This window comes from Sphingobium sp. GW456-12-10-14-TSB1 (assembly GCF_059424385.1).
The window spans coordinates 110,729-136,598 of the sequence record NZ_JBWKZI010000002.1 but is presented as its reverse complement, the minus strand read 5'-3'; the positions used below and the strand labels follow the sequence as shown (position 1 = coordinate 136,598).

Sequence of the window (25,870 nt, the reverse complement as noted above, 5' to 3'; positions counted from 1 at the left end):
GGTGGTAATGGCAAAGTTAAGTGGTCTCATCCTTCCGCTGCTCCTTGGTGGATGTGTGGTCGGCCCGGACTATTCCGGACCACCAGAGCTCGGCCAAGCCGCGCCGCGGCCGACATTCGTTCGTCAACCAGCGGATGCGTCGACCAGCGAGCCCGAACTCGCCGAATGGTGGACGACGCTGCAAGATCCGGTTCTCGATGAGCTCGAGCGGCGCACTCTTGTCGCGAATCCCTCGATTGATGTTGTGCAGGCCCGACTTCGCCAAGCCCGTGGGTCTGTACGCCAGGAGCGAGCAAACCGCCTGCCGACGGCTGGTGCTCAGGGCGCGGCCATATTTGCTGATCTTCCCGGGATCGATCTCCAGGCCAGTCAAGGAAGTACTCTACCCACACCTGTTCCGGCACCTTCATCCGCCCAGGATGCGGACACGTCTCTGCGTTTCTACAACCTTGGTCTGAACGCAAACTGGGAAATAGATCTCGCGGGCGGGCAGGTGCGAAAAATCGAAGCGGCAAACGCGCTGGCGGCCGCAGCGGCGTATAATGTTGCAGACGCAAAGGTTCAGCTCAGCGCTGAAGTCGCGCAGACCTATACCAATCTTCGTGACCGGCAGCAGCGCGCCGCTGCTTTTCGGGGAGGTCTCGACCTTCAGCGCCAGCAACTCGCCCTAGCCCGGCAGCGTTTCGGGCAAGGCACAATCCCGGCCTTCACTGTCGGCCAAGCGAACCGCGCGGTTCAGGCCACGATCAGCGATCTCGCCGCGGCCGATGCTGAGATCGAAATATATATGAATGCGCTAGCGGTTCTCGCCGGTGAAGCGCCGGGATCTCTCGATCCGCTATTGACGCCACGGCGCGATATCCCGATCCCCCCTGCGCGGGTGTCGATCGGAGACCCTTCGGCGCTCCTGCGCCGTCGTCCCGACATCCGCGCTGCGGAGCGCAATCTCGCCGCCACAACCTCCCGGATAGGGGTCGCGGAAGCAGCTCGTTTTCCGAAAATCAGCTTCATGGGGATTCTCGGGATTGGCGGCACGTCCATCGGAGACCTGGTAGATCTGGGCAATATTTCCAACATCGCCGTCCCTCAGCTGCAATGGGGCTTGCTCGATTTTGGACGAACGTCAGCGGCGATAGCGCAGGCACGCTCTGGTCGCGATGAAGCCGAGGCACAATATAGGCAGGTAGTGCTCGGCGCGCTTGAGGACGCGGAGACGTCGCTTGCGCGCTTTGCACAGCAAAGGCGAAACGTCGCCGCATTTGCCGAAATCAAGCGGTCCGCAGATGAAGCGGCAACGCTGATGCGGCAGCGCTATGCGCGGCAGGTCATTTCGAGAGGCGACACTCTTGAGGCTGACCGCCAGCAGCGGCTTGCAGAGGCAAACCTGCACAGTGCGGTTGCGGCCCTCACCGCCAGCTATGTTGCCATACAGAAGTCGCTTGGACTGGGATGGACAGAAGCTGGGAGTCAAGCTTCAGCCCTTATGAGCAAATAATGATGGTATCTGTCCGGACTTGCCAATACAAGAATCGGCGGCCCTGCCCACCGCCAATGATGACTTTTGGCACAGGGCAACCCGCCTGTTCGGCATCCATCCTGCTGCCCTTGCGATTATACAGAGTTTCGCGGGGTAACGCGCCCCGGGGCGATTGCGATGTCTTTGACGGGGGTTGCCCCCGATAGGATGAAATACGGATTCACGACCGCATAGCCGGACGCAACATCGGACCGGAGACAACCACAGAGCAGTTTATCGGCCTCGACGTGTGATTGAATAGAATTTCTGTCCGACGAAGATCTATCCCGCGGGGAGTTGTCCTGACCGCGTATACGACCTTGTACCCGACAGACGGCATCACCCGCAGGCAGAAGATGGGGCCGCTTGTAAAACCAGCCAAGCTTACGACCTCACAACCATAGATCGACGAAGATCGAAATTGCCTTGACCGTGATGCGATTAAACAACCCACAAGTGCATCATTGGCGAGCATCGTGCCGAATTGGATATCCATGAGGCGAGACCAACCCCACCACATGATCAGGCTGCCGGGTGCCGAACACGCGCTTCGGCGATATCATTCGACGGGTTGGAGAACGGCGCCCGTCAAATCAGTTGATCGAGCAGCGGATCGTTCAATTCCCGCCACCATGGCGTCAGTTGCGGCGTGGAGGGGCACCGGGACCTGATCCGTCAGCACAAAGGATACCTATCGAGGCGGGGCTGCTCCTCTGTAATTCGGCCCCATCAAACATCCGCGGAGCGTACGCCTCGCGAAGGCTCGGTCATCATGGCCCCGCCATCCCTCCTTCCCAGCCGCCGCCGAGCGCAAGGAACAGCCGAACGCGATCCGAGGCGATGGACGCATCCGAGGCCGCCAGCGCCGCTTCGGTTGTGGCAAGGCTTCGCTGCGCGTCGAGCAGTTCAAGGCCTGTTCCAAGACCGCCCCCGGTTATCCGGGCCTGGAGCCCGGAAGCCCTCCGGCTCTCTTCGCGCGCGCGCCTGAGCTTTGCATTCTGGTCCAGATCACGGGCATAGGTGCTGAGGACCGTCTCGGTTTCGCGGAGAGCTGCGAGGACGCTGCCGTCAAATGCCGCCAGCGTCGCGCGCGCCGCTGCATCGCTTTCCGCGATCCGCGCCCTGGCGACGCGTCGGTTCGGGAAGGACCACGAGATGAGCGGGCCGAAGCTGAACCGCAACGCCGAATCGTCGACCAGCCCGCCCACGCTCCGCGAGGTCGTGCCGAGCGATGCGCCGAGGCTGACGCTCGGATAGAGGTCCGCCGTCGCCACTCCGATGCGCGCCGTCGCAGCCGCGAGCCGGCGTTCAGCTTCGCGGATGTCAGGCCGGCGCCGGATCAGCGCCATACCGTCGCCAATCGGCAGGGGGCGGTCGACGGAAGGGATGATCCGGCAGGTCGCGAGATTGGGCGGATAATCTTCGGGCGTCCGGCCGAGCAGCACGGCAAGACTGAATAGTGCAGCTTTGCGGCCTGCCTCGATCGGCGGCAGCGCTGCCTCGAGCTGAGCCAGGAGCGCGCGCGAGCGGGTGGCGTCGAGGTGCGTGTAGAGGCCGGCGCGCACGCCTCTTTCGGTGAGGGCGAGGCTTTGCCGCTGCAGTTCGACCGAATGGCGCGCAACGGTCATCCGCGCGCCGGCCGCGCAGGCATCTCCATAGGCGCCGACCACTCCGGCCACGACCGTCGTGCGCGCAAGGTCATAGGCGGCGGCCTGCGCTTCCGCATCGGCCTGCGCGGCTTCGATCGTGCGCCGAATCCGGCCCACGACGTCGAGTTCATAGGATATGCCGACGCCGGCGTCGAATGTCGCATGGGTCCCGTTGGGCGAGCCGAGACCGAGATTGGACGGCTCGCCCACCGATACGCCGCCCGCCGTGGAAGTCTGGACGCCCGCGCCGGCCTCGACCTCCTGGACAATCGCGCGCGCGCGTTCGAGATTGGCCGCCGCGACCCTGAGGTCGGTGTTTGCCTCGATCGCTTCCTGGACCAGCGCATCGAACTGGGGAATAGCGTAGAGGCGCCACCAGCGCTGGGGCAAGGGTTCAGCCGAATAGGCGGGCGATTTTCCTTCGGCAAAGCTTGCGGGCCGATCCGAGATGCCTGCGGGCAAGGGCGGCGCCCGATAGCTGGGGCCGACCGTGCCACAGCCAGCGAGCATCAGCGCGCCCATCAGTCCGAGCGGCCTTTTCGTTCCGACGCGCCCCATCGTCATTCGCTCCGGCCGGGGCCGAGCGCATTTTCCGCGCCATTGAGCGTCACGGTGACCGTCCGGCCCGCGATCAGATCGATGCCGGGCGGCACCTTGTCGATGGCGATCCGCACGGGGATGCGCTGGGCAAGACGGACCCAGCTGAAGGTGGGATTGACATTCGCGAGTAGCGTTCCGGACGCGGTCGTCCGTTCGCGATCGTCAATGCCCGCCGATCGGCCTTCAACATGGCCAGAAAGCGGCCTATCCTCGCCCATTACCCGGATCGTGACGCGGACGCCGGGGCGGATGTGCGAAAGCTTCGTCTCCTCGAAATAGCCGGCAACGTAGTAGCTGTCGGAATCGACCAGCGTCATCACGGGCTGCCCGGCGGTGGCATAGGCGCCGGGGCGGAGCGAGAAATTGGTGACGATGCCGTTGACCGGCGCACGCACCTCGGCGCGCGCCAGATTGATGCGGGCGAGATCGCGATCAGCGATCGCCTGGGCATAGCGTGCGCGGGCCTCCTCGGCGGTGGAGCGGCGGTCGTCACGTTGCTGCCCCGAGACGATATCAGAGAGGGCCTGATAGCGGCGGTTCTCCCGTTCGGCGGCGTTCAACGTTGCCCGTGCCGTGGCGACAGCGGCCTCGGCCTGCTCAACGGCATTGCGCAGCCGAACATGGTCGATGGTAAACAGGATGTCGCCGCGCCTGACCACCTGGTTGTCGCGAACGTGGACCTGCTCGACCCGGCCCGACACGTCTGCCGCGAGAGGGACCACATCCGCCCTGATCTTCCCGTCGCGCGTCTGTGGCGCGTAGGTGTAGTAATTATAGAGGTGCCAGAAGACGAACACGCCCGCACCCACCACCAGCAGGGTGAGCAAGGGCTTGAGCAGGCGGAGGAGGGTATCGCGATCTAGGGTCATGGCGGGCACTTCAGGATGCGGTGACAAGGCGTAGAGCCAGAAAGGCGGTGCCGGTCAGGATGAGGAGCAGGGCGGTGTCGAACAGCGGGCGCTGCCAGACGAGGCGGTAGAAGCTGATGGACTCGAGCACCCGCGACAGCAGCAGGCGCATCGCGAAGCCGAGGATCGCGCAGAGGAGCAGCGGCGAAACGAACACGCCCGCGATGTCGATTTCGCCGATCATGTCGCCGGTACCCAGGCCGGCGCGCGCTCGAACAGGGCGATGCGCAGACCCGCTAAGGCATGAATGGCGCGGTCGGGGCGAGCGCCGGGCGAACCATCTCCCGGCCAGAGCGCATCAAGTGCTTCGTCGATGAGCGCGAGCAGACGGGACGACGGCTGCGGCTTGTCGAACTCGCTGCGGAGTTGATCGAGAACCCGATCCGTCGCCTGCCGCGCATCGGCGGGAAGCGCGTTGCCCATCGAGCGCAGGTCGGCGACGTTCGCGCCGACCCGCAGCCGGATGAGCAGGCCGGCGCTCCGCTCGATTTGCCCGGCTGCGGCAAGGCGCGCCGTCACCACCGAAATGCGGTCGAGCGCCCGCTGGACATAGCTGTCTCGCAACCGTCGGCTGGGCGACCGGCTCAGCCGCGCGATCTCGCGCGCTTCGATGCGGAGGACGCGCTGAAGCTGATGCTGCACGCCCCAGGTACGGAACAGGCCGGCACCGAGAATGGCGGTGAATATGCCCAGCATGCTGGCGACGCTCGCCTCGACGAAGGTTCCGAAATCGGGCGGCGAATAATGGCCCTGGAGATTGATGTTGCTGAGCCCGAAGGCGAGGATTAGCGTCGCCATCGGATTGACGGCCGCCCAGACGCCCAGCGGCAGCATGAACAGGCCCATCATCAACGCAAAGGTCGAGAAATCGGCGGCGAGCGGGAGCAGGCCATAGCACAGGATCCCCGCCAGCAGGGTCGCTAGCAGGGCGAAACGCGCGAACATTCCGATCGCTCGGCCCGGCTCGTCGCCGCCACCGAAAAAGGCCAGCGTTACGGTGCCCAGCAGAACCGCGTTCGCGCCCTGATGCCAGCCCGTCGCATACCAGAGCCCGCAGAGGAGGGCGTAGGTTACGAGGATTCCCGCCGCGATCCGGGCAGCGTGATCAATGTCGGGGTTGAGCGGAAACGCCCGCGTCTCGCTGACTGTTCGCGCGAGCGCGGGCGCAAGCTTCGCCTTTCCGCTCAACGCCGCCTCGATCCGCGAAACTTCGCTCCAGAGCGTCAGCATTTCGGCCAGCATGTCGGCCAGCGCATCATGAATGAGCTGCTGCCACGCGCGCGCGTCACTGGCATCGAGCGGAAGCGCGCGCACGGCATCGGCCAGATCGGGTGGCGGTTCCGTACCGGCATCAAGATGGGCCCTGGCCGTGGCGAGAGAGGGTCGGAGGGCCAAGCGCTCCGCTTCGCCAAGGCCCGCGATGCGGCTGCCGATTGCGGAAAGGAGCGGGACCATGCGCAGCAGGCGTTGCTGGATCGCGAGCGCGTGCCGCAGGTCATCGCGATGGATCGTCGGATCGTAGCGCAGCGCTCCGGTCAGCTGTGACAGGGATGTGATGTCGGCCAGCGTCTTTAGCCGGTCATGCTCTCCTTGGGCGTCCGCCTCATGGCCATCAAGGACATCCTTCGCCCAGGTCTCGATGCTGGGCAGCCAGCGATGCAGGCGCGCGCGTAGCGCACCTTCAAGAGAACGCGGAGCGATCACGCCGTCAACGAGGGTCGTCGCGAGGATGCCGAGGGTGATTTCGCTGACCCGCGCCACAACGGTATCGAACATGATCTCCGGATGATCCACGCCGGCGACGGCCACCAGCATGAGCGTGATCGCGAAAAGCTGGAAGCCGTAGCTGCGCGGCGTGCGGTCGAGGAAAGAAATACCGAACGCCAGGGTTGCCACGATTCCCGACGCCGCGATCAGCAGCAGCGGCGCGCTCGCAAACAGCGCGACCATGGCAAGCGTGACGAAGCCGGCGCAGAAAGTTCCGGTGAACCGATAGACGGCCTTCGACCGGATCGCCCCGCTCATGGGGTTCATGCAGACGCAGCAGGTGACAAGTGCCCAGTAAGGATTGGGCAGGCCGATCCGCACCGCTATCGCGAATGCGATCATGCCCGCGACGAACAGCTTAACAGAGAAGATCAGCTGATCGGCGCTGACTTTCATCGGCCCGTCCGCGCCTGCTGCAGGAACTGACCGATCCGTTCCTCGAACAAACGCAGCGTGCGCGTCGTCGTTTCGATGTCCTGCGAAGGAAGATCACCAAGGAGGTCGTCGCGGAGCCGCGTGACCGCCTTTTCCATCTTCTTCGCAAGGTCACGACCTTTCGGCATGACATGGATCGTCTTGATGCGCCGGTCCTCGGGAGAATCGCGCCGCTCAAGCAGGTTGGCGGCTTCGGCCTGGTCGAGAATGCGCACCATGCCGCCCGGATTGACCCCGACTTCCTCGGCCAGCGCGTTCTGCCTGACACCCTTGTCTCCATGACGGGACGCCAGAATGAGCGCCGAAATGAGCGATGCGGGAAGTCCGAAGTCGACGAGTGCGAGACTGACTGCCTGAACCCAGACACGCCGGATCGGCTGCAAAGCGTTCGTGAGTTCAAAAAGCGTGACGGGGCTGGTTCTGGATCGGTCGCGGGGCATGCGCGGCTACCTAGTCCATCATCCGATTACGTTCAATATGCAATCATTGCCTTAACAATTAAATTGGGCAGACTGAACACGCCAGTGAGCCATGTGGTGCGCAAGATCAGCGGTTACCGGTCTTCTGACAAGAACGGCGAATGGCTCACGATGTCGGACGCGGCCGCCAAACTCGGAGTCCCGCAAGTCAAGATCCAACGCTTCCTCAGGAATGGCATATCGCCGCCGAGCAGGTCATGCGCTACGCGCCCTATCAAATCCGCTCCAGCGACCTCGAAGACGAGTGGATCAAGGCCAAACTGGCGCGCCCAATCCCGTGTCGCGCCGAAGACGACAACCAGGAATCGCTATTTTCCGACATGGCCCAGTCGGCCCCAAGCTGCGATTTTTTGGCGGTCGTGTCCCGGCGCGTGGTGTAGGTTTTGAGGGTAGCGAAGCTGACCGGACGCGCGCTCATCGAACAAGCGCTGTAGCGGCCGGTCAGTTTCGCGGGTGGTCACCGGCGAACTTCGGATAAGTTTGGGTTGCGAGACTCAACTTACGGAGACCACCGATGACCAATGACAAGATGGACCTGCACGCCCTGGTTGGGAAGACAGCCGACGGCGATTTTCTACGCGATATGATCGGCTTTGCCGCGCAGCGGCTGATGGAGCTGGAAGTGGGCGACCTTACGGGCGCGGCCTATGGCGACAAGGATCCCGAGCGCCTCGCGCAGCGCAACGGCTATCGGGATCGGGACTGGGAGACGCGGGCAGGCACGGTCGAGCTGCGGATCCCCAAGCTGCGTAAGGGAACATATTTTCCAGGGTTTCTGGAGCCCCGCCGTATGGCAGAGAAGGCACTGACGGCCGTCATCCAGGAAGCTTATATCCAGGGGATCTCGACCCGCTCTGTGGACGATCTGGTCAAAGCCATGGGCATGAGTGGGATCTCAAAGAGCCAGGTCAGCCGACTGTGCGTGGAGATCGACGAGCGGGTGAAGGCCTTTCTCGATCGTCCGATCGAAGGCGACTGGCCCTATCTCTGGATGGACGCGACCTACATCAAAGTGCGGCGAGCCGGTCGCATTGTCTCTGTCGCGGTCATCATTGCCGTCGGCGTTAACAGCGATGGCCGGCGCGAAGTGCTCGGCATGACTATCGGTCATTCCGAAGCTGAGGTCTTCTGGACCGAATTTCTACGCAGTCTTGCCCGTCGGGGTCTGCGCGGCGTGAAGCTGGTGATCTCCGATTCCCACGAAGGCATAAAAGCTTCCGTCGCCAAAGTGTTCAGCGGCACCTGGCAGCGATGCCGGGTTCATTTTATGCGCAATGCGCTGGCCCATGCCGGCAAGAGCGGACGCCGGGTCGTGTCAGCATTCATCGCCACCGCCTTCGCACAGGAAACGCCCGAAGCCGCAAAGGCCCAGTGGCGCAGTGTCGCCGATCAACTACGTCCCACCGTACCCAAGCTGGCTGCTCTCATGGACAATGCCGAGGAAGATGTGCTGGCCTATATGACGTTCCCCGCCCAGCACCGTACCAAGTTGCACAGCAACAATCCGATCGAGCGGCTCAATGGCGAGATCAAGCGGCGCACTGATGTCGTCGGCATCTTCCCCAACGAAGAAGCCATCACCCGTCTCGTCGGCGCTATCCTTCTGGAACAGAACGACGAATGGGCCGTCCAACGCTGCCGCTACATGACACTTGAGAGCGTCTCAGGTTTAAGCGATAATCCCATCATCACGTTGCCTGCCATGGCAGCATGATCAATCCGGCTTAGCCGGAGGTCGCTGTGGCTATCCCAGCGAACCTACACCACGTTGTGGGGCACGATCTCAGCCTCCGAAATCCCCCAAATTCTCGCCAGACTGGTGTAGCTTTCGTGCCCCGCGATGAGGATCGGCTGTGGCACCGCCCATCCGCGCCATGCGTGCATCGAGTTCGGCTCGGTCGGGCCTCGAGCGGATTCGCGGCAAGTGGGGCAAGTTTGCCCGGAGTTTCATGTCAGCCAGCATCCGTGCGATCCTACGGCTTCAGCCCTTCTGGGCGGCGGGAGGTGGATTTTCGGAGCGCTCGACCAACGACCCACCAGAGGCCTCGCAGCTTCCAGTATCGACATATTTCCAGGCGTTGCCCTGATAATCAGTGGTCGATGTGCCGGCGCGTGGTTCCGGGACCAGCCATGCAGTCGTTCTGGCCCTTGAGCGCGACGCCAAAGCATTCTTCGCGCGCGGCGATTTCAGTGCCTTGGCTCCTTACTTCGGCCGTTGGCTCTTGGCCGGGCTTAGTCATTTAGCGACGCGAGCCAAGTCCCGAGCCTTGGCAAATATACCCAGGAATTCATCTTCAGTCTTACGGCCAATGGCGAGGAGGCTTTCGACGAGGAACGCAGGTGTGCCGCGGATACCGAGACCGAAGGCAAGATTGGCGTCCTGATGCAAACGGCTTAGAAATGCTTGGCGCCGGTCTTTCAGATCCTTTGTGGCCTGTTCCCAATCCGCGCCTATATCGTATCCAATATCGCGCAGCACTGTCTCGTTCAGCGGTATGTGCATTGCCATCGTACGGTCGTGATAGGCGGGATAAAGACTCTGTCGGTCCATCGCGAGGCCGACCAGGGCGGCGCGCTCTGCCATTGGCCCAAAGAATGCGAGGTCGCGATACTCTATTCGCACGTCACCGTCATGCTTCACAGCGGCTGCAAGAACGTGCGCGGTCACCTTGCAGATCGGACAGAGGAAATCATTGAACGCAACGATGGTCACTGACCCATCCGGGTTCCCGGCCGAGCGACTCGTCCGTTGGTCTGCGGCGGTTTGCGCTCTGCCATTTGAAGACATGTCCTGAGCCAAAGGCGCGCTTTCGCGAAGTACCCAGCTTCCGAGCCACCCCACTCCGGCAAGTCCGGTTAACACGGCAAAGTCGCGGCGGCTGAATGCCTTGCGCGGGGCTACATCGGCTTGATCGGGGGGAACGTCAGTTGGCACCATTGCTCGATTTCCGGACACGATATGATGGAAAGCGCAGCACGGCGGCAAAGCCGGCATCATTCGAACGAAATTGAAGAACGCCTTGGGCGGGAGCGATTGCTGCCTCGACAATCGAAAGGCCAAGCCCGGTGCCGCCCGACATGGCGCGAGGACCGCGTTCGAACCGGCGGCGCACGCGCTCAACCTCTTCCGCCGCGATGCCCGCGCCACCATCGACGACACGCAGCTCGAATCCCTCGTTTGCGGCGCACTCGATCCGCACCGGGCCGGTGCTCCCATGCTGCAGAGCGTTCTCTACCAGATTGCCGAGCGCCAGGCGCAGGGCTTCGGAATCAATGGCAAGTTCGACATCGCGCAGCGTACAGGCGGTGACGATTGGCCGATCGCTCGTCGCGGCGAGATGCGCATAGTCGCTGGCGACGCCGCTCACCACGTCACTCACGCGGGAGAAGCGGTTGGCCGGTTCAGCCTCTCGCCCCTCCTGCCGGGCGAGCTCCAGCAGCTGGCGCACCAGTCGACTGGTGCGATCCACCGAGATAGCAATCCGCTCCAGGGCATGGTCGCGCATAGCCGAGTCAGTGGCGCGACGGGCCACTTCCGCCTGGGTTTTGAGTCCAGCCAGCGGGGTCTGGAGCTCGTGCGCGGCATTGGCCACGAAGTCGCGCTCCGCCCGTCTGGCCCCCTCAAGTCTGGCGAGCAGATCGTCCATTGCCTGCACTAGAGGCCTCAGTTCTTCGGGCACGGGGTCAACGGCGAGCGGCTCAAGGGCCTGTGGCGAACGCAGCTCGATTGCGCGGGCAATACGAGCGAGTGGTGAAAGACCGCTCCGGACGCCAAACCAAAGTAGCAGTGCGAGCGCAACCAGCCCAACCGCTGCGGGCAACAGCAAGCCCAGCATCAGATCGTTGACCAGATGCTGGCGGACCGCCAGGCTGTCGCCGACCATCACCCTGATGCCACGCGCTGCGTCGACATGTGTGTAGACGCGCCAATGTTCATCCCCGATCTGGCGACTGGAAAAGCCGGGTGCGCCGCCGGCCAACGGCGCATCGGGCGCTCCGGCTGACTGGCCGACCAAAGCGCCGTCCAACGACCAGATCTGGCAGGACAGCTGTCGGGAGTAAGGCGCCGGTGCCAGTCGCTGCGCCGGCCCGCTGGCGGGAACGTCGAGCGCAGCGACCATGCGCGCTGCCTCTACCAGCCGACCATCAAGCACCCGCTCCACTTCAGCCCTGGTTGAAAAACTCGTCCAGCCTGCTGCACCCGCCCAGACCAGCATGGTCACGCCAGCGACGAGAATGAACAGACGGATCCGTAACGCAGTCATGATCGTGTAATCCGGTAACCCTCACCACGCACCGTTTCGATGCGGGTCCGGCCGAGTTTCGCACGGAGCTTGTGGATGTGTACCTCCACCGCGTTGCTTTCGATTTCCTCCTGCCAGCCGTAGATGCGATCTTCCAGCTGACTGCGCGACAGGACGTGCCCTGGGCGCTCGGCCAAAGCATGCAGGATCGCAAACTCCCGGCGAGAGACGGCGATTTCCTTGCCATCCAAGGCCACTGATCTACGCGCTTCGCTGATTATCAGCGCGCCCAGTTCCAGATCGCCGCTTGCCCGCCCACTGGCTCGACGCATAATCGCGCGCAGGCGGGCTGACAATTCAGTAAGATCGAAGGGTTTGCCCAGATAATCGTCGGCACCGCGATCAAGGCCCTCGACCCGGTCCGTGACCATGTCACGCGCAGTCAGCAGCAGTACCGGAGTCTCGACGCCGGCCCGTCGCCATTCCGCTAGCAGGTCGAGACCGGAGCCATCTGGCAGGCCGATATCGAGCACGACGCCAGCATGATCTCCTATCGCGGCGCGCGCGTCGGCAAGACAGGCGACGGCATCGACCTCGAACCCCTCAAGGCCGAGCCCCACCACGATCCCGTCGCGCAGAATATCATCATCTTCGACAAGCAGAATCCGCATTTCTGCTCCTTTCCCTGCCCACCTTACCGCCGCCTTAAGCTGGATGCTAAGCCTGCCTTAAGAAAGGGCGGCAAGGAGAACCACAATGGATGGCGTCATACAGATCGGCCCACTTGCTATGGCTACAGACCGTTTGATCGCTGTTGCAGCGATCTGGGCGTTTCTGGCGATCGCGGGTGTGATTGCCGCGCGGCTGGATAGTAGGGCAATGCGTGCTGGATGGTTGTCCTTGCTCGCCGGACTGGTTGCAGCGCGCATCGGCTTTATTCTTGCCAATCTTGATGCCTTTGTCGCCGAACCCTGGACCATGCTTGCAATCTGGCAGGGCGGGTTCTCGGTCTGGGCAGGCGCTGCGGCGGCGTTGATCATCATCTTGGTTATGCTGGGGCGCAAACCTGCAGGTCTTGCCCTGACCGCCACGGTCGCAGGTCTTTTTGTACTTCATCTCGGTGCGGCCACCTTGATTGCACCGGATGTACGACCGATGCCGCGCCTGATGCTGACGGACCTCGATGGCAAACCGGTCGAGCTGGGCATTCCGGGGCGACCTATGGTTATCAATCTGTGGGCCACATGGTGTCCGCCGTGCCGTCGCGAAATGCCGATGCTGATCGACGTGGCGCAAAGCTCCAAAGTTCCGGTTCTGCTCGTCAATCAAGGTGAGGACGCTGCGACCATCCGTGCGTTTCTTGCCAAGCAGGGCCTGGCCAACCGGGCAATCGTGAATGATCCGGGCGGCGTCTTGGGCAAGGCTGTCGCTTCGGTGGCGCTTCCAACCACCCTGTTCGTCAACAAGGCGGGCGAAATTGCCGGTCTCCATGCTGGCGAGATATCCCGGGCGGCGCTGACCGCAGGGATGCGTGATCTGCAAAGGACCCAATGAGATGAAGACACTGACAATCGCCGCTGGCATCGGCATGGCCGCACTTCTGGCCGGCGGCGTGGCGCTTTGGAGCGGTGATGCCGACCCGGCGCAAGCTCGTCAGGCGTCGAGTGACACCTCCAGCGCAGACGCGCTGCGCATCCGCTCGCAAATCCAGAATGATCCTGTTGCCCCGGCCATCGCGCCGCAGGGGCACGATGTCACTGTCGTGGTTTTCTCCGACTATCAATGTCCCTTTTGCCGCAAGCTCCACCCGTCGCTCGAAGCACTGGTGAACGAAGACCCCAAGGTGAAACTGGTCTTTCGTGACTGGCCGGTCTTCGGCGCTGCGTCCACCGAAGCCGCGCGGGCAGCCATCGCCTCCAAATGGCAAGGCAAGCATGCCGCGTTCAACGATGCGCTGATGACTATGACAGGCAAGCTGACATCGGACAATATTCGCGCCGCAGCAGGCAAGGCGGGGGTGGATTGGGCGAAACTGCAGGCTGACCTCACCGCGCACAAGGCTGAGATCGATGCTGTGCTGGATCGCAATAGCCGATACGCAGCAATGCTGGGCCTTCAAGGCACGCCCGGTATGCTGATCGGCCCCTATCTCATCCCCGGCGGCATGGATCTGCGCGGGGTGCGTGAGGCAGTGGCGCTTGCGCGACGCGATCCGAACGGAACTGCATCACAATGAAAACGCCGGCCAGGACGATGATTGATCGACTACCGCGTCTTGCGATAAGGTTTTTCGCACTCTTCGCAGCCGCTTTGCTTGGTTTCATCGCTGGACCGATCGCCGCTCAGGGCACGGCAAATATCAATGCGTCGGTGCTGGCCGAATCCAGTTCCCCAAAGCCCGGCACGACAACGCGCATCGCTATCCGCATGGTGCCACGCACTGGCTGGCATGGCTATTGGGTCAATCCGGGCGACAGCGGGCTCTCGGTAGAGGCGAACTGGACCGTGCCGGACGGCGTAACCATGGGTGACCTGCGCCATCCCGCACCAACCCTGCTCGAGCTCGCGGGGTTGGCAAGCTATGTTCACAAAGGTGCATTCACGCTCCTTACAGATTTGAACCTGAACGACGATGTTGCTCCGGGCACTGCCATCCCGCTGCGCGTTAACCTCTCATGGCTTGCCTGTTCGGACACGCTGTGTGTCCCCGAACGCGCCACGCTCGATCTGCTGCTAACGGCGGGTGATGGAACAACCAATGCAGCTGCGGCGCCGGCTTTCCGAGCCGCCAAGGCGGCACTGCCTGTGGAAGGCAGGCTTAAACTGGTGGTCTGGCGTCAGAGTGGAGACTGGCGCTTCGACATTGATGGCGAAGCCAGGCTGGATGCATCGTCGGTGCGCCTGTTTCCCGCTCAAGATGGCTGGTTCGCGGCATCGGCGCCGCAGACCGTCGTACGCCGGGAAGGTGGATGGCGCGTGACTGTCGCCGCATCGGACAATGCTGCGCCCACGCCTTCAGATTTTCGCGGCGTGTTTGCGGATAGTAAGCGCAGTTTCGCGTTGATGGCTTCGGGTGCCCGTGAAAATCCGAGGGCCGAAGCCCCTGCACAGTCGGCGCCAGCCTCCACAGCCGCCGTTCTCCCCGACGTTGCCGACAAGCCCACTCCGGCGCAGGGCTCTAAGCGTGCCGCGCCAACCGACACGCGCGCGTTCAGAATTGCACTTACCGGTGCGATCCTTGGCGGGCTGCTGCTCAACCTGATGCCGTGCGTGTTCCCGATCCTGTCGCTCAAGGCGCTGAGCCTCGCTCGATCGGGCGCTGACCGGCACACCGCGAAAGTGGAAGGGCTTGCCTATTTTGCCGGGAGCGTAGCGACGACCACGGCGCTGGGCGCAATATTGGTCGGCGCCCGCGCGATGGGCCATGACATTGGCTGGTCTTTCCAGCTTCAGGATCCCCGGATGATTCTGCTGCTGATGCTCTTGTCGCTGGCAATCGCGCTCAATTTGGCTGGTCTGTTCGAAGTGAGTGGCCCCACTTTGTCCGGCAATTGGATGACGAAGAAAGGCGGCCTCGGCGCGTTTGGCACCGGTGCGCTTGCTGCGCTGATCGCGACTCCTTGTAGTGGCCCCTTCATGGGCGTCGCGCTGGGCGCGGCACTGGTTCTGCCGGTGCCAGCTGCGCTGGCGGTTTTTGCAGGCCTAGGCCTTGGTATGGCGCTCCCATTCCTGCTGATCGCCTTCGTGCCCCGACTTCAACGCTGGCTGCCGAAACCTGGCGCGTGGATGGCAACCTTCCGCCGCATTCTTGCGATTCCGATGCTGCTGACCGCGATCGGGCTGGCCTGGGTCCTGGGGCGGCAAAGCGGCGTGGACGGGCTTGCGATGGGCCTGCTGATCGCCGCGCTGGCCGCGATGGGATTATGGTGGGTGGGCTTGCGACAAAGCGGGGGGCGCTCCGCCCTGGTCGGACTGGCACCGGTGATGGCGGCGCTTCTGGTCGCGATCGCGGTAGAGCTGCCGCGCCCGGCCGCCGCGACCGCTCCCGCAGATACCGGAGTACAAATGTTCAGTGAAGCGCGCTTTGCTGAGTTGCGCGCGCAGGGCGTACCGGTCTTCGTCGATTTCACAGCAGACTGGTGCCTCGTCTGCCAAGTCAACAAGCGAGTGGCGATCGACCGGGCGGACACGCAAGCGGCATTCGCGAAGGCGGGTGTGACGATGCTCGTTGCCGACTGGACGCGGGGCGATCCAGAGATCACGCGCTTCCTCGCCAGCCGCGGCCGCAATTCGATCCCTTACTATCTCTACGCGCCGTCGAAAAGTCCGGTTCGGGAGCTGCCGCAGATGCTAAGCAGCGAGATGCTGATCAGGCTAGCTAATGAGTCGGAAGGAAAGACAGATGATGAGCATTTATAACAAATTACTCATTCTGGGGGGCGCCGCCACATTGGTTGTTTGCATGCCCGCATCCGCTCAAGTTGCGAGGCATCCTGCGGTCGCGGACTATGGCGCGATTGCGCCCATGGCGCAGGTTGCCAACCGTCCCGCCGCGACGGATGATATGCGTGCGCTGTTCGAAATCACCGGCGAGGCACGTGGGCAAAACGGGGTCAACCGTAGTCTCGACAGGGTCGCGCGCTATCTCAATCTGCTCGCATCGAGCGGCGTGTCCACCAAACCGGGCGATATCAAGGTCATCATCCACGGGCCAGCCACACCGTTGATTCTGCGTGACGAAGCCTATCAAAAGCGGTTCAACTCCGCCAACCCAAACACGCCGCTGATTGCCGCACTCAAGCGGGCTGGCGTTGAAATCCATGTCTGTGGCCAGGCCACCGCTGGACAGGGCATTGCGCGGGAGGACATCGATCCGGCGGTCACTCTCGATCTGTCCGCGATGACGACGCTGGTCCTCCTGCAACGCCAGGGCTGGCCCCTCGTTACGGATTGACAATAGCAGTCGTCGCGGCGCGAAACCCATACCAGAAGGAAAGAACTATGCTGCTGGAAAAGATCAAGACGCCGGGCCTTTCCCACCTGTCCTATCTGGTGGGGTCGGGCGGGCAGGCAGCCGTGATCGACCCACGCCGCGACTGCGCCATCTACCTGGAGAAGGCACGTGCAGCAGGGCTTGAGATCACGTATATCCTCGAGACTCATCGTAACGAAGACCTTGTATCTGGCGCGCCAGTGCTCGCCGGCATGACGGGTGCAAAGGTGCTGCATGGGCCGAACCCGGAGCGGCCCATAGTTTATGCGACGACGGCGCGGGACGGTGATTGTTATGCCATCGGCCAACTGGAAATCCGGGCCATGGAAACACCCGGCCATACTGATGACCATCTGGCTTACGCGCTGTTTGATACCGCCTATCCGGACAAGGCGGTGGGCGTGTTCACTGGCGACGCCATGTTCGTTGGCGATGTCGGCCGCACCGATTTTTATCCCGACCGGCGCGAGGAAGTGGCCGGGCTGCTGTTCGATTCCCTCCGCAAGCTGCTGGCGCTCGGCGATCAGACCATCATCTACCCGGCTCACGGTGCCGGCTCGGTCTGCGGATCAGGCATGGCCGATCGCGAGTTCTCCACCATCGGGCATGAGCGATTGAACAATCCGCGCCTCCAGATCACGGATCGCGAGGAATTCATTCGATTGAAAGTGAACGAGAACCACTATCAACCGCCCTATTTCCGGCTGATGGAGCGGCTGAATGTGGACGGGGGCAGTGCGCCGCCGGCTGTGATGCGCCCCCGCCGCCTTTCGCTCGCGCAGTTAAGGGACCGCAAAGTGGATCACCTAGTCGATATCCGCGAGCCCATGGCCTATGCCTCGGGCCATCTGCCCGGCGCAATGAGCCTGCCGGTGGATATGATTTCCGCCTTTGCTGGCTGGTTCATCCGCGAAGGGGACAGCGTCGCCCTGATCGCTTCAGATCAAGATCAACTGGCCGCCGCCCTGGAACATCTGGTCCGGATCGCGCTGGATAATGTGGTGGGTGGCTATGTCGGCATGGTGCCCGCTGCCGCGAAAGGCGTAGCTGTGCAGCAGACACCCATGATCGACACGGACGAAGTCGAAAACCGTTTAGGTGGTGCTGAAGGGTGGACGTTGCTGGATGTGCGCGATGCAGACGAACGGGCCAAATCTGCCATCGACGGATCGCACCATATCTATGTCGGCCAGCTTAACGACCGTTGGCAGGAACTGGACAAGAAGCGGCATTACACCCTGATGTGCGCCAGCGGCATGCGCGCGACGGTCGCCGCAGGGTGGCTGGCCAGCCGCGGTTTTGAAAAGCTCGACATCTATCTTGGTTCGATGGGAGCATGGAAGGCAGCGCATGACTGATCGTATGGATTCAGCCGCATTCTGGGACAGTCGCTTCGCTTCGGAAGACTATGTCTTTGGAACCGAGCCCAATGCATTTGTGCGCCGTGAAGCGGGCCGTTTGCCGCAAGGCGGGCGGGTGCTGGCGGTGGCCGATGGGGAAGGGCGCAATGGGGTCTATCTGGCCCAACAGGGGCTGGACGTTACCGCAACCGACATATCCGCCGCCGGAATCGCGAAGGCGCGCAGGCTGGCGCAACAGCGTGGCGTTTCCTTGACGCTGGAGCAGGTCGATCTGGCCGCCTACGACTGGCCGGAGGCTGCATTTGACGCGGTCGTCGCGATCTTCGTGCAATTTGCCGATCCCATATTGCGGGCCAAGATGTTCGCCGGCTTTGCCAGAACTTTGCGGCCCGGCGGCATTCTGCTGCTGGAAGGCTATCGCCCGGAACAGCTGGAATATGGCACCGGCGGGCCGAAAGTGGAAGACAACCTCTATACCCAAAGCATGCTGCGCGAAGCCTTTGCCGGGTGGGATATTGTTTCCCTGCAGAGCTACGATGCGGATATTCGCGAAGGCAACGGCCATGGCGGGATGTCCGCACTGATCGATCTCGTTGCGCTGCAGCCCGGCTAGCCTCAGCCGGATCCGTATCAGCCACCGGCCGGTTCGATCCTGTCCTGCGTCCCGCCGCCAAGAGCGCGAACAAGGGTGATCGCAGCCCGTTGCCGCGCTGTCTGCACAGTGATGAAGGCCTGTTGCGCAGCCAGGGCGGCAGTTTGTGCGGTAACGACTTCCAGATAGTCCGCCGCGCCATCGCGATAACGGTCCAACGCCAGTTCTTCCCCGCGCGCAGCGGCCTGCGCGGCCCGCCGCCGGTCGGCTTCCTCGGCCGCCAGCGCCGCGTTGCTGGCCAGCGAATCCTCTACCTCTTGGAAGGAGTTCAGCACTGTTTCGCGGTAATTGGCGACGAGGATGTTGTATTCCGCCTCGCTGACGGCAACCCGAGCCCGCTGCCGCCCGCCATCAAACAGGTTGAGCACCGCCGACAATGGTCCCAGCGCCCAATATCCGGTTGGGGCGCTGACAAGGGGCGCACCACTGGCCTGAAAACCACCCGCCAATGCCAGATCGATGCGAGGGAACCGGGCCGCCTTCGCCACGCCGATGCGGGCATTGGCAGCGATCAGTCGCCGCTGTGCTCCGGCAATGTCAGGTCGCCGTTCGAGCAGGGTGGATGGCAGGCCCGGCGCAATGGCGGGCAAAGCTCCAATGCTATCGGTGGGGGCAATGGCAAATTGCCCGGGCATCATGCCAATCAGTGTTGCGATGCGGTTTTCCAGCGTTGCCCGGCGCGCGGCGATCTGCCGGAACAGCGCCTGAGCATTGGCCAGTTGCGTCTGCGATCGGCTGCGATCCACGCCCGATGCGATGCCGCCTTCATGGCGGATGCGGATCAGTGCGTCTGACGCTTCGTAAGCGTCCACTGTGCGGCGCAGCAGGGCACCTTCCCGGTCAAGTCCACGCAACTGGAAATAGGCATCCGCCAGCGCGCCATGAAGGCTGAGGCGGACGGAGGCGAGACTGGCCGCTTCGACTCCCGCGTCCGCTTCGCTAGCCCTTACGCTGTCGCGCACCCGGCCCCAAAGATCGATTTCATAGTTCAGCGCACCGCCCAGAATATACTGGTCCGCCGTTATCGGAACGCCGGGACCGATGGGCCGTCCAGCGGAAAGCCGTTCGCGCGAAATGGCCGTGCGGGCATCCAGCGTGGGGACAAGATCCGACCCCGCAAGGCGCGCCTCCGCCCGCGCGCGGTCAAGCCGGGCTACTGCTGCGGCAAGGCTTGGGCTGCCCTCGTCCGCCCGCGCGATCAGGTCGTCCAGTACAGGGTCGTCGAAATCACGCCACCATTGCCCTCGCGGCTGCCGGTCCGCCGGCGCGGCATCCTGCCACCGTGCGCCATATTTGTAACTTTCCGCCACCGGCGTGGCCGGAATATTGAGTGGCGGCGCCATGGAACAGCCCGCCATCAACAGCAGGGCGGGCGCGGCGAATTTAATTCTGCGCATTGGCAGTACCTTTCCCCCTGTTGCGGACGATGCGAACCCGATCGCCTTGTGCCAGCGCTTCTGGAGGAGTGGCGATCACGCGGGCCTGCGGCGTCAGGCCGGAAGCGATCTGCACGCTGGCGCCATCGTCCCGTCCGATCATAACCGGGCGCATCGTCACGCGCCCTTCGCGATCGACCAGCCCCACCATCGTTCCCTTCGGTGTGACAATCAGCGCGCTGGCGGGTAGCGTTACGGCGGTGCCTGCCGCCATCGGGATGGCCACTTCAGCGTAGCCGCCCGGCTTAAGCCGCTGGCCTGCATTGTTCACCTCGAACTCGGCCAGCACCGTGCCCGAGGCCCGGTCCACCGCACCTGCTGTGCGTGCCAGTACGGCGTCGAAACTCTCGCCCGGATATTCCGGCACGGTCAGACTGGCCAACACGCCCCGCGTCAGCTGTCCTGACAAGGCCTGGGGCACACGGACGCGCAGGCGCAGTCGGCGGTCATCTGCAATGGTGAACAGGGGGCTGGCCGCGCCGTTGCCCGCATTCACCAGGGCGCCGATTTCCGCGTTGCGGCTGGTCACCCGGCCTGCAAAAGGTGCCACAACACGGCTGAAGCCGAGCGTGGCGCGCAATCGTTCGACATTGGCACGGGCCGAACTGGCAAGGGCCGTTGCCGCTGCTAGCCGCCCGCTCTTTTCATCGGTTTCCTGTTGCGATACCGCGTCCTTCGCGCGCAGCGCGTCCCAACGTACGGCCGTAGTTTGCGCCAGTCCACGGTTGGCTTCTGCCGTGCGCAGGTCCGCTTGCGCCTGTGCCAATTGTTGTTCCACCTCCGGCGCGTCCAGCACGGCTAGAACCTGCCCCGCACGCACATGATCGCCAATATCGACCAGTCGCCGCGCCACATAGCCGCTGGCGCGAGCATGGATGGCGGCTTCGTTATCTGGTTCCAACATGCCGGGCAGACGAATGGCGCCTGCTTCCGCCGGTTGTGGGTGCAAGACATTGACGGTCGGCAATGCATTGGCGCGGGCGAATTCTGCTTGTTCGGTATGGTCCGCATTGCGGGCAACGATGCCGCCACCCACCAGCAGCGCTACGCCAACAGCTGCCGCCGCACCATAAAGGCGGCCCTTTCGCGATGAAGTCCGTGATGGGGTGGGATCAGACATGGCTCGGTTCCAGTTCGATAGTGCGGGTTTTGGGGGCGCCCTTGCGGTGGGCCAGCGCGAACAGCGCGGGCACCAGCACCAGCGTGGCGATTGTGGCGAACGCCAAACCGCCGATCACCGCACGGCCCAGCGGCGCGTTCTGTTCCGCCCCTTCGCCCAGGGCCAGCGCCATGGGCGACATGCCGATGATCATTACCAGCGCTGTCATCAGCACCGGGCGCAGGCGAACCATGCCCGCTTCCAGTGCGGCCGTTGCAGCGTTGCCCGTTTCCGCCAGCCTTTCGCGCGCGAAACTGACGACAAGGATGGCATTGGCGGTGGATACGCCCATTGCCATGATCGCGCCGATCAGTGCCGGCACGGACAAGGTGGTGCCGGTCAGGAAAAGCATCCACGCAATGCCTGCCAATGCGGCGGGCAACGCGCCGATGATTACAAGCGGATCGATCCAGTTCTGGAAGTTCACCACGATCACCAGATAGATCAGCACGATCGCCGCGATCAGGCCGAATGCGAGGCCGTTGAAGGCTATGTTCATCGTTTCATATTGGCCGCGCAGGGTAACGGTGGATGCTTTCGGCAGGTTCTTTTCCAGCGCGACGATGGCGGCGTTCACATCGGTCGCAACGGCACCCAGATCACGCCCTTGCGTGGTGGCATAGATGTTGATGACTGGCTGAATGTCATATTTGCTGACCACGGACAGGGTGTTGCCGCGCGTGATCCGCGCGACACCGCCAAGCGTTTGCGATGCTGCATCGACGCCGCCTGCGACCGGCAGCGCGGCCAGATCGGCGACGGAGCCTACGTCCCGTTCCGGCAATTGCGCCACGACAGGATAGGACACGCCGTTTTCCGGATTGAGGTAGAATACGGGCGAGCTTTGCGCCGTACCGGCAAGCGCAGTGCCGAGGCTGGCCGTCACATCCCGCTGGCTTAGGCCATATTGCGCGATGCGTGCGCGGTCGACATCGACATTCAGTTGGGGATAGCGGGTCGATTGTTGAATGCGTGCGTCGGCCAGCCCCGGAATCTGCCGCACGCTTTTCAACAGTTTTTGCGCATATCGCTGATTTTCCGGGATGTTGCGCCCGCGTATCTGGATATCGAGAGGGGCTGGCGATCCGAAATTGAGAATCTGGCTCGTCATGTCTGCCGGCAGAAAAGCAAAATCGACGCCTGGGAATTTGAGCGGTAACTGGTGGCGCAATGCACGCACATATTCATTCGTATCCCCGTGATCCTTTGACAAAGTGATCAGGATATCGCCTTCATTGGAGCCGACCGTGCCGGAATTGGCATAAATATTGTTCAGCGCCGCCAGAGAGATGCCAATATTATCGACCATCGTTTCGATTTCCGCATCGGGGATCACGCTGCGGATATGTTGTTGCACCTGCGCGAAAGTGGCGGAACTCTGTTCGATCCGCGTCCCCGCAGGCGTCCGCACATGCAGGGCGATCTGACCGGAATCCACCGCCGGGAAGAAGTCCCGACCGAGCAACGGCACCAGCGCCAGCGACAGAAGCATGACGCCTAGAAAGACCATGGCAAAGCCGCGGCGAACATCCAGCACGCGGCGCAGCAACTGGCCATAACGGGCGCGCATCCGTTCGAACCGCTGGTCGAATGCGCGCTGAAAACGAACAAATATATTGCGCGTCGGGCGGGTCTTTGCTCCTTCATCATGCGGGCGCAGCAGGAACATCGCCATAGTCGGCACCAGCGTGCGGGCGAGCACGAAGGACGTGAGCAAGGCGAATATCACCGCCAGCGCCAGCGGCACGAACAGGAACCCCGCAATGCCAGGCAGAAAGAACATCGGCACGAACACGATGCAGATGCTCAGCAGCGCGACCAGCGCAGGTTTCACGATTTGCGCCGCGCCATCCATGATGGCGGCGATCACGCCCTTGCCATGTTCCAGATGCCAGTTCATGTTTTCGATAGTCACGGTGGCGTCGTCCACCAGAATGCCGATGGCCAGCACCAACCCGCTCAGCGTCATCAGGTTAAGCGTGTGGCCCACCGCGCCCAGACCGGCAATGGAACCCAGGATCGCCAGCGGAATGGCCGTGACGATGATGATGGTCGATCGCCACGATCCAAGGAACAGCAGGATCATGAGCGACGTCAGCAGCGCAGCGAGAGCGCCTTCGGTCACCACCGACGAAACCGCCGCTTTGACCAGTTCTGACTGGTCACCTATTGCCGTCACTTTCAGCGTATCGGGCAGGCCTGCCAGCGCCTGCGGCAGGCGCCGCTTGATCCCGTCGACAATGGCGAGTGTGGATGCGCTACCGCTTTTAAGCACGGTCATCAAAGCGGATCGCTGCCCATCCACATGGACCACGTTGATCTGCGGTGCGGACCCGTCTCGCACCTGTGCGATATCGCGCATCAGGATGGTGGCGCCGTCCACCACCTTCACCGGCAGATTGTTCAGTTGCTCGACCGATGCCGGGGCGTTGTTCAAGCGGACATTATACTGCAGGTCGCCGATCTTGGCGAAGCCGACCGGGCTGATTTGCGTCTGCGCGGTCAGCGCGTTCGCTACGTCTTGCGCAGAAAGGCCACGCGCCTGCAACGCGGCCGGATCAACATCGATCTGCATCTGGCGCTGCTTCCCGCCAGAAGGGAATGGCATGGCTACCCCGGGCACCGTGACCAATAGTGGACGGACTTGGTTCAATCCCAGATCGAATAGCTGCTGTTCGCTCAAGCCCTTTCCCGACAAGGCCAGTTGCAGGATGGGCACGGTCGAGGCGTCGTAATTGACGATCATGGGCGGGGTGATGCCCGGCGGCAGCTGACGCAGGATGGTTTGCGAAATGGAGGTGACCTGTGCCGTAGCCGTGCGGATGTCGACGCCCGGTTGGAAATAGATCTTCACCACTGCGACCCCGTTCAGGGACTGGCTTTCGATCCTCTCGATATCGTTGACCGCATTTGTCAGCACGCGTTCGTAAGGCGTGACGATGCGCCCGGCCATGTCCTGCGGCGAAAGGCCGGTATAGGTCCATGCCGTCGCAATCACTGGCACGCCGATGCGCGGGAAGATGTCCACCGGCATCCGCAGGATAGACAATACCCCAATGCCGAAGATCATCACGGCCATCACGATAAAAGTCAGCGGTTTCGTCAGCGCGGTGCGCACTAGCGCGATCATCGTTCGCCGCGCCCTGATGAATTGGTCATGGTTGTGAGCCTCCCGTCGGGGAGGTCAAAAGCGGCACTACCTTAAGGCAGGCTTATGTCAGGACGATAATTTGCTGCTGCGCAGCGCGGATCTCGCCGCATCGGCGAGTGGTAAGGATGCCTTAAGGTGCGTGGCTATCCTGCAGGGCTGCAACGCGCGCGCGATATTCGTTGTGCTAACGTATCGCCACCCGCGCCAGCCAAGGAGATTGCTATGCCACACTATGATGGTCGCCCCCATGTCCTCATTCTTGGCGGAAATTTTGCGGGGCTGGCCTGCGCGCAAAAAGTGCGACAATATTTGGGAGGCAAGGCGCGCATCACCGTAATCGATCGCAAAAGCTATCTGCTGTTCATTCCCAACATCCCGGCTGACGTGTTCGAAGATCGCAACCCAGCGCTGCACCAGCGGATGGATCTGGTGCCCATTCTGGCAAAGGATGACATCGATTTTATCCATGGGGAAGTCACTGCTGTCGACATTGCAGCGCGCAATGTAACCTTCAGGCCCGCAGAACGGGGTGGCGCCGAAGATCATGTCGAACATTATGATTATGTCATCTTCGCACTGGGTGCCCGGCTTGCTTATGACCGGATCGAGGGTTTCGCCGAGCATGGCCACACTGTCAGCGACCTGTATCACGGGGAAAAGCTGCGCCGCTATCTCAACACCCGCTACGCGGGCGGCCCGATCGCGATCGGATCGGCAAGGTTCCACCAAGGGGACGGAGCGGACGGTCTGGAACCCTATCCCGGCGGATCGATCCCGCGGGCGCTTGCCGCCTGTGAAGGGCCTCCCGTCGAGGTCATGATGTCGATGGCGACCTGGCTCAAGGATCGGAAACTTGGCGGCCCCGAAAACGTCACTGTCTTTACGCCAGCCCCCATGATCGCGGAAGACGCAGGCGAGGATGTCGTCAAACAACTCCTGACACTCGCGACCAAGATGGGCTTCAACTACTGGAACAACACGCAGGACATCACGCGACTGACGGCCGACGCCATCGAGTTTGCCGATGGCCGCACCCTGCCGGCAGAGGTGAAGATCATTTTCCCCGACTGGGTGCCGCACGACTTTGTCAAAGGCCTGCCTGTCAGCGATTCCGAAGGGTTCATCAAAACCGACCTGCTGATGCGCAACCCTGACCACCCCGAAGTGTTCGCCTGTGGCGATTGCGCCGCTGTTACGGTGCCCAAATTGGGCGCCATCGGACATCAGCAATCAGACATCATCGGGCTTCAACTTGGCAAGATTTTCGGCGCCGTGGAGGCGGAAAAGGCTGATGTTCCGCTGAAGCCTGAGGTGCTGTGCATCGGCGATATGGGCGATGGGAAGGCGTTCTGGATACATTCCAACAGCTGGTTCGGCGGTGACCGCCAAATACTGAAGATGGGGCGCGTGCCCTATTTCCTGAAAATGCGATATCGCGACATGTTCTTTGCCGCAGATGGCAAAGTGCCCGCATGGGGACTGGATGCCGCAGCGCTGATCGCGGAAGGGCATTGAGCCGC

At 62.6% G+C, this 25,870-nt stretch carries 21 protein-coding genes and 1 pseudogene; 10 read left to right on the top strand and 12 right to left on the bottom strand.

Annotated elements, in window-relative coordinates:
- Nucleotides 1–7: 7 nt before the first annotated feature.
- Nucleotides 8–1,495, top strand: coding sequence for an efflux transporter outer membrane subunit (locus AC07X9_RS17795; protein ID WP_086486326.1), 1,488 nt, complete (start codon nucleotides 8–10; stop codon nucleotides 1,493–1,495).
- Between the two features lie 791 nt (nucleotides 1,496–2,286).
- Here the strand turns inward: AC07X9_RS17795 and AC07X9_RS17790 are convergent.
- The 5 genes from AC07X9_RS17790 to AC07X9_RS17770 are packed head-to-tail and all read right to left on the bottom strand — an operon-like array spanning nucleotide 2,287 to nucleotide 7,315.
- Nucleotides 2,287–3,729 carry an efflux transporter outer membrane subunit gene (locus AC07X9_RS17790; protein WP_239019096.1) on the bottom strand — a complete coding sequence of 481 codons (1,443 nt, stop codon included), beginning with the start codon at nucleotides 3,727–3,729 and terminating at the stop codon, nucleotides 2,287–2,289.
- Complete coding sequence (locus tag AC07X9_RS17785; RefSeq protein ID WP_086486394.1) at nucleotides 3,726–4,634, bottom strand: HlyD family secretion protein; 909 nt, start codon at nucleotides 4,632–4,634, stop codon at nucleotides 3,726–3,728. Before AC07X9_RS17785 ends, AC07X9_RS17790 begins: the two co-directional genes overlap by 4 nt.
- A gap of 10 nt (nucleotides 4,635–4,644) precedes the next feature.
- The gene (locus AC07X9_RS17780; protein WP_086486327.1) at nucleotides 4,645–4,857 is read right to left on the bottom strand and encodes a DUF1656 domain-containing protein; all 213 of its coding nucleotides are present in this window, start codon (nucleotides 4,855–4,857) and stop codon (nucleotides 4,645–4,647) included.
- Nucleotides 4,854–6,836: an FUSC family protein gene (locus tag AC07X9_RS17775; protein ID WP_086486328.1), complete on the bottom strand. Its 1,983-nt coding sequence runs from the start codon at nucleotides 6,834–6,836 to the stop codon at nucleotides 4,854–4,856. The genes AC07X9_RS17780 and AC07X9_RS17775 overlap by 4 nt, the downstream gene beginning before the upstream one ends.
- Nucleotides 6,833–7,315, bottom strand: a complete 483-nt coding sequence (locus AC07X9_RS17770) for a MarR family winged helix-turn-helix transcriptional regulator (RefSeq protein ID WP_086486329.1) — start codon at nucleotides 7,313–7,315, stop codon at nucleotides 6,833–6,835. Before AC07X9_RS17770 ends, AC07X9_RS17775 begins: the two co-directional genes overlap by 4 nt.
- Nucleotides 7,316–7,455: 140 nt before the next feature.
- Between AC07X9_RS17770 and AC07X9_RS17765 the strand changes: the two genes are divergently transcribed.
- Together AC07X9_RS17765 and AC07X9_RS17760 are read left to right on the top strand one after the other, a co-directional pair.
- Nucleotides 7,456–7,734 carry a hypothetical protein gene (locus tag AC07X9_RS17765; RefSeq protein WP_140159643.1) on the top strand — a complete coding sequence of 93 codons (279 nt, stop codon included), beginning with the start codon at nucleotides 7,456–7,458 and terminating at the stop codon, nucleotides 7,732–7,734.
- Nucleotides 7,735–7,868: 134 nt separating this feature from the next.
- The gene (locus tag AC07X9_RS17760; protein ID WP_086486331.1) at nucleotides 7,869–9,068 is read left to right on the top strand and encodes an IS256 family transposase; all 1,200 of its coding nucleotides are present in this window, start codon (nucleotides 7,869–7,871) and stop codon (nucleotides 9,066–9,068) included.
- Nucleotides 9,069–9,335: 267 nt separating this feature from the next.
- On the opposite strand, the pseudogene bufA1 reads toward AC07X9_RS17760, so the two are convergent.
- From bufA1 to AC07X9_RS17740, 4 genes and pseudogenes are all read right to left on the bottom strand, one after another.
- Nucleotides 9,336–9,594 (bottom strand): annotated as a pseudogene (gene bufA1 / locus AC07X9_RS17755) (BufA1 family periplasmic bufferin-type metallophore).
- The gene (locus tag AC07X9_RS17750) at nucleotides 9,591–10,142 is read right to left on the bottom strand and encodes a DsbA family protein (RefSeq protein ID WP_254908189.1); all 552 of its coding nucleotides are present in this window, start codon (nucleotides 10,140–10,142) and stop codon (nucleotides 9,591–9,593) included. Before AC07X9_RS17750 ends, bufA1 begins: the two are co-directional and overlap by 4 nt.
- Before the next feature lie 136 nt (nucleotides 10,143–10,278).
- On the bottom strand, nucleotides 10,279–11,619 hold the full coding sequence (locus AC07X9_RS17745; protein WP_086486333.1) for an ATP-binding protein: 1,341 nt from the start codon (nucleotides 11,617–11,619) through the stop codon (nucleotides 10,279–10,281).
- Nucleotides 11,616–12,269 (bottom strand): winged helix-turn-helix domain-containing protein, encoded by a 654-nt coding sequence (locus tag AC07X9_RS17740; protein ID WP_086486334.1) that lies wholly within the window; start codon nucleotides 12,267–12,269, stop codon nucleotides 11,616–11,618. The genes AC07X9_RS17745 and AC07X9_RS17740 overlap by 4 nt, the downstream gene beginning before the upstream one ends.
- Nucleotides 12,270–12,354: 85 nt before the next feature.
- Between AC07X9_RS17740 and AC07X9_RS17735 the strand changes: the two genes are divergently transcribed.
- Genes AC07X9_RS17735 through AC07X9_RS17710 form a run of 6 tightly spaced genes read left to right on the top strand, consistent with a single transcriptional unit; the run spans nucleotide 12,355 to nucleotide 18,565 of the window.
- The gene (locus tag AC07X9_RS17735) at nucleotides 12,355–13,152 is read left to right on the top strand and encodes a TlpA disulfide reductase family protein (protein ID WP_086486335.1); all 798 of its coding nucleotides are present in this window, start codon (nucleotides 12,355–12,357) and stop codon (nucleotides 13,150–13,152) included.
- 1 nt (nucleotide 13,153) lies between these two features.
- Nucleotides 13,154–13,834: a DsbA family protein gene (locus AC07X9_RS17730; RefSeq protein WP_086486336.1), complete on the top strand. Its 681-nt coding sequence runs from the start codon at nucleotides 13,154–13,156 to the stop codon at nucleotides 13,832–13,834.
- A gap of 17 nt (nucleotides 13,835–13,851) precedes the next feature.
- Nucleotides 13,852–16,017, top strand: coding sequence for a protein-disulfide reductase DsbD family protein (locus AC07X9_RS17725; protein ID WP_086486452.1), 2,166 nt, complete (start codon nucleotides 13,852–13,854; stop codon nucleotides 16,015–16,017).
- Nucleotides 16,001–16,552, top strand: a complete 552-nt coding sequence (locus AC07X9_RS17720) for a DsrE family protein (RefSeq protein WP_286863887.1) — start codon at nucleotides 16,001–16,003, stop codon at nucleotides 16,550–16,552. The genes AC07X9_RS17725 and AC07X9_RS17720 overlap by 17 nt, the downstream gene beginning before the upstream one ends.
- Before the next feature lie 47 nt (nucleotides 16,553–16,599).
- Nucleotides 16,600–17,949 (top strand): MBL fold metallo-hydrolase, encoded by a 1,350-nt coding sequence (locus tag AC07X9_RS17715; RefSeq protein ID WP_086486338.1) that lies wholly within the window; start codon nucleotides 16,600–16,602, stop codon nucleotides 17,947–17,949.
- Nucleotides 17,942–18,565 carry a class I SAM-dependent methyltransferase gene (locus AC07X9_RS17710; RefSeq protein WP_254908156.1) on the top strand — a complete coding sequence of 208 codons (624 nt, stop codon included), beginning with the start codon at nucleotides 17,942–17,944 and terminating at the stop codon, nucleotides 18,563–18,565. The genes AC07X9_RS17715 and AC07X9_RS17710 overlap by 8 nt, the downstream gene beginning before the upstream one ends.
- Before the next feature lie 17 nt (nucleotides 18,566–18,582).
- Here AC07X9_RS17710 and AC07X9_RS17705 read toward each other — a convergent pair whose 3' ends face one another.
- From AC07X9_RS17705 to AC07X9_RS17695, 3 genes are read right to left on the bottom strand one after another with little or no spacing between them, the layout of a single operon-like run.
- The gene (locus AC07X9_RS17705) at nucleotides 18,583–20,001 is read right to left on the bottom strand and encodes an efflux transporter outer membrane subunit (RefSeq protein ID WP_086486340.1); all 1,419 of its coding nucleotides are present in this window, start codon (nucleotides 19,999–20,001) and stop codon (nucleotides 18,583–18,585) included.
- Complete coding sequence (locus AC07X9_RS17700; RefSeq protein WP_086486341.1) at nucleotides 19,988–21,160, bottom strand: efflux RND transporter periplasmic adaptor subunit; 1,173 nt, start codon at nucleotides 21,158–21,160, stop codon at nucleotides 19,988–19,990. The genes AC07X9_RS17705 and AC07X9_RS17700 overlap by 14 nt, the downstream gene beginning before the upstream one ends.
- The gene (locus AC07X9_RS17695) at nucleotides 21,153–24,329 is read right to left on the bottom strand and encodes an efflux RND transporter permease subunit (RefSeq protein WP_086486342.1); all 3,177 of its coding nucleotides are present in this window, start codon (nucleotides 24,327–24,329) and stop codon (nucleotides 21,153–21,155) included. The genes AC07X9_RS17700 and AC07X9_RS17695 overlap by 8 nt, the downstream gene beginning before the upstream one ends.
- 243 nt (nucleotides 24,330–24,572) lie before the next feature.
- On the opposite strand from AC07X9_RS17695, the gene AC07X9_RS17690 reads away from it, so the two are divergent.
- Nucleotides 24,573–25,865 carry an NAD(P)/FAD-dependent oxidoreductase gene (locus AC07X9_RS17690; RefSeq protein WP_086486343.1) on the top strand — a complete coding sequence of 431 codons (1,293 nt, stop codon included), beginning with the start codon at nucleotides 24,573–24,575 and terminating at the stop codon, nucleotides 25,863–25,865.
- The last annotated feature ends 5 nt before the right edge of the window (nucleotides 25,866–25,870 follow it).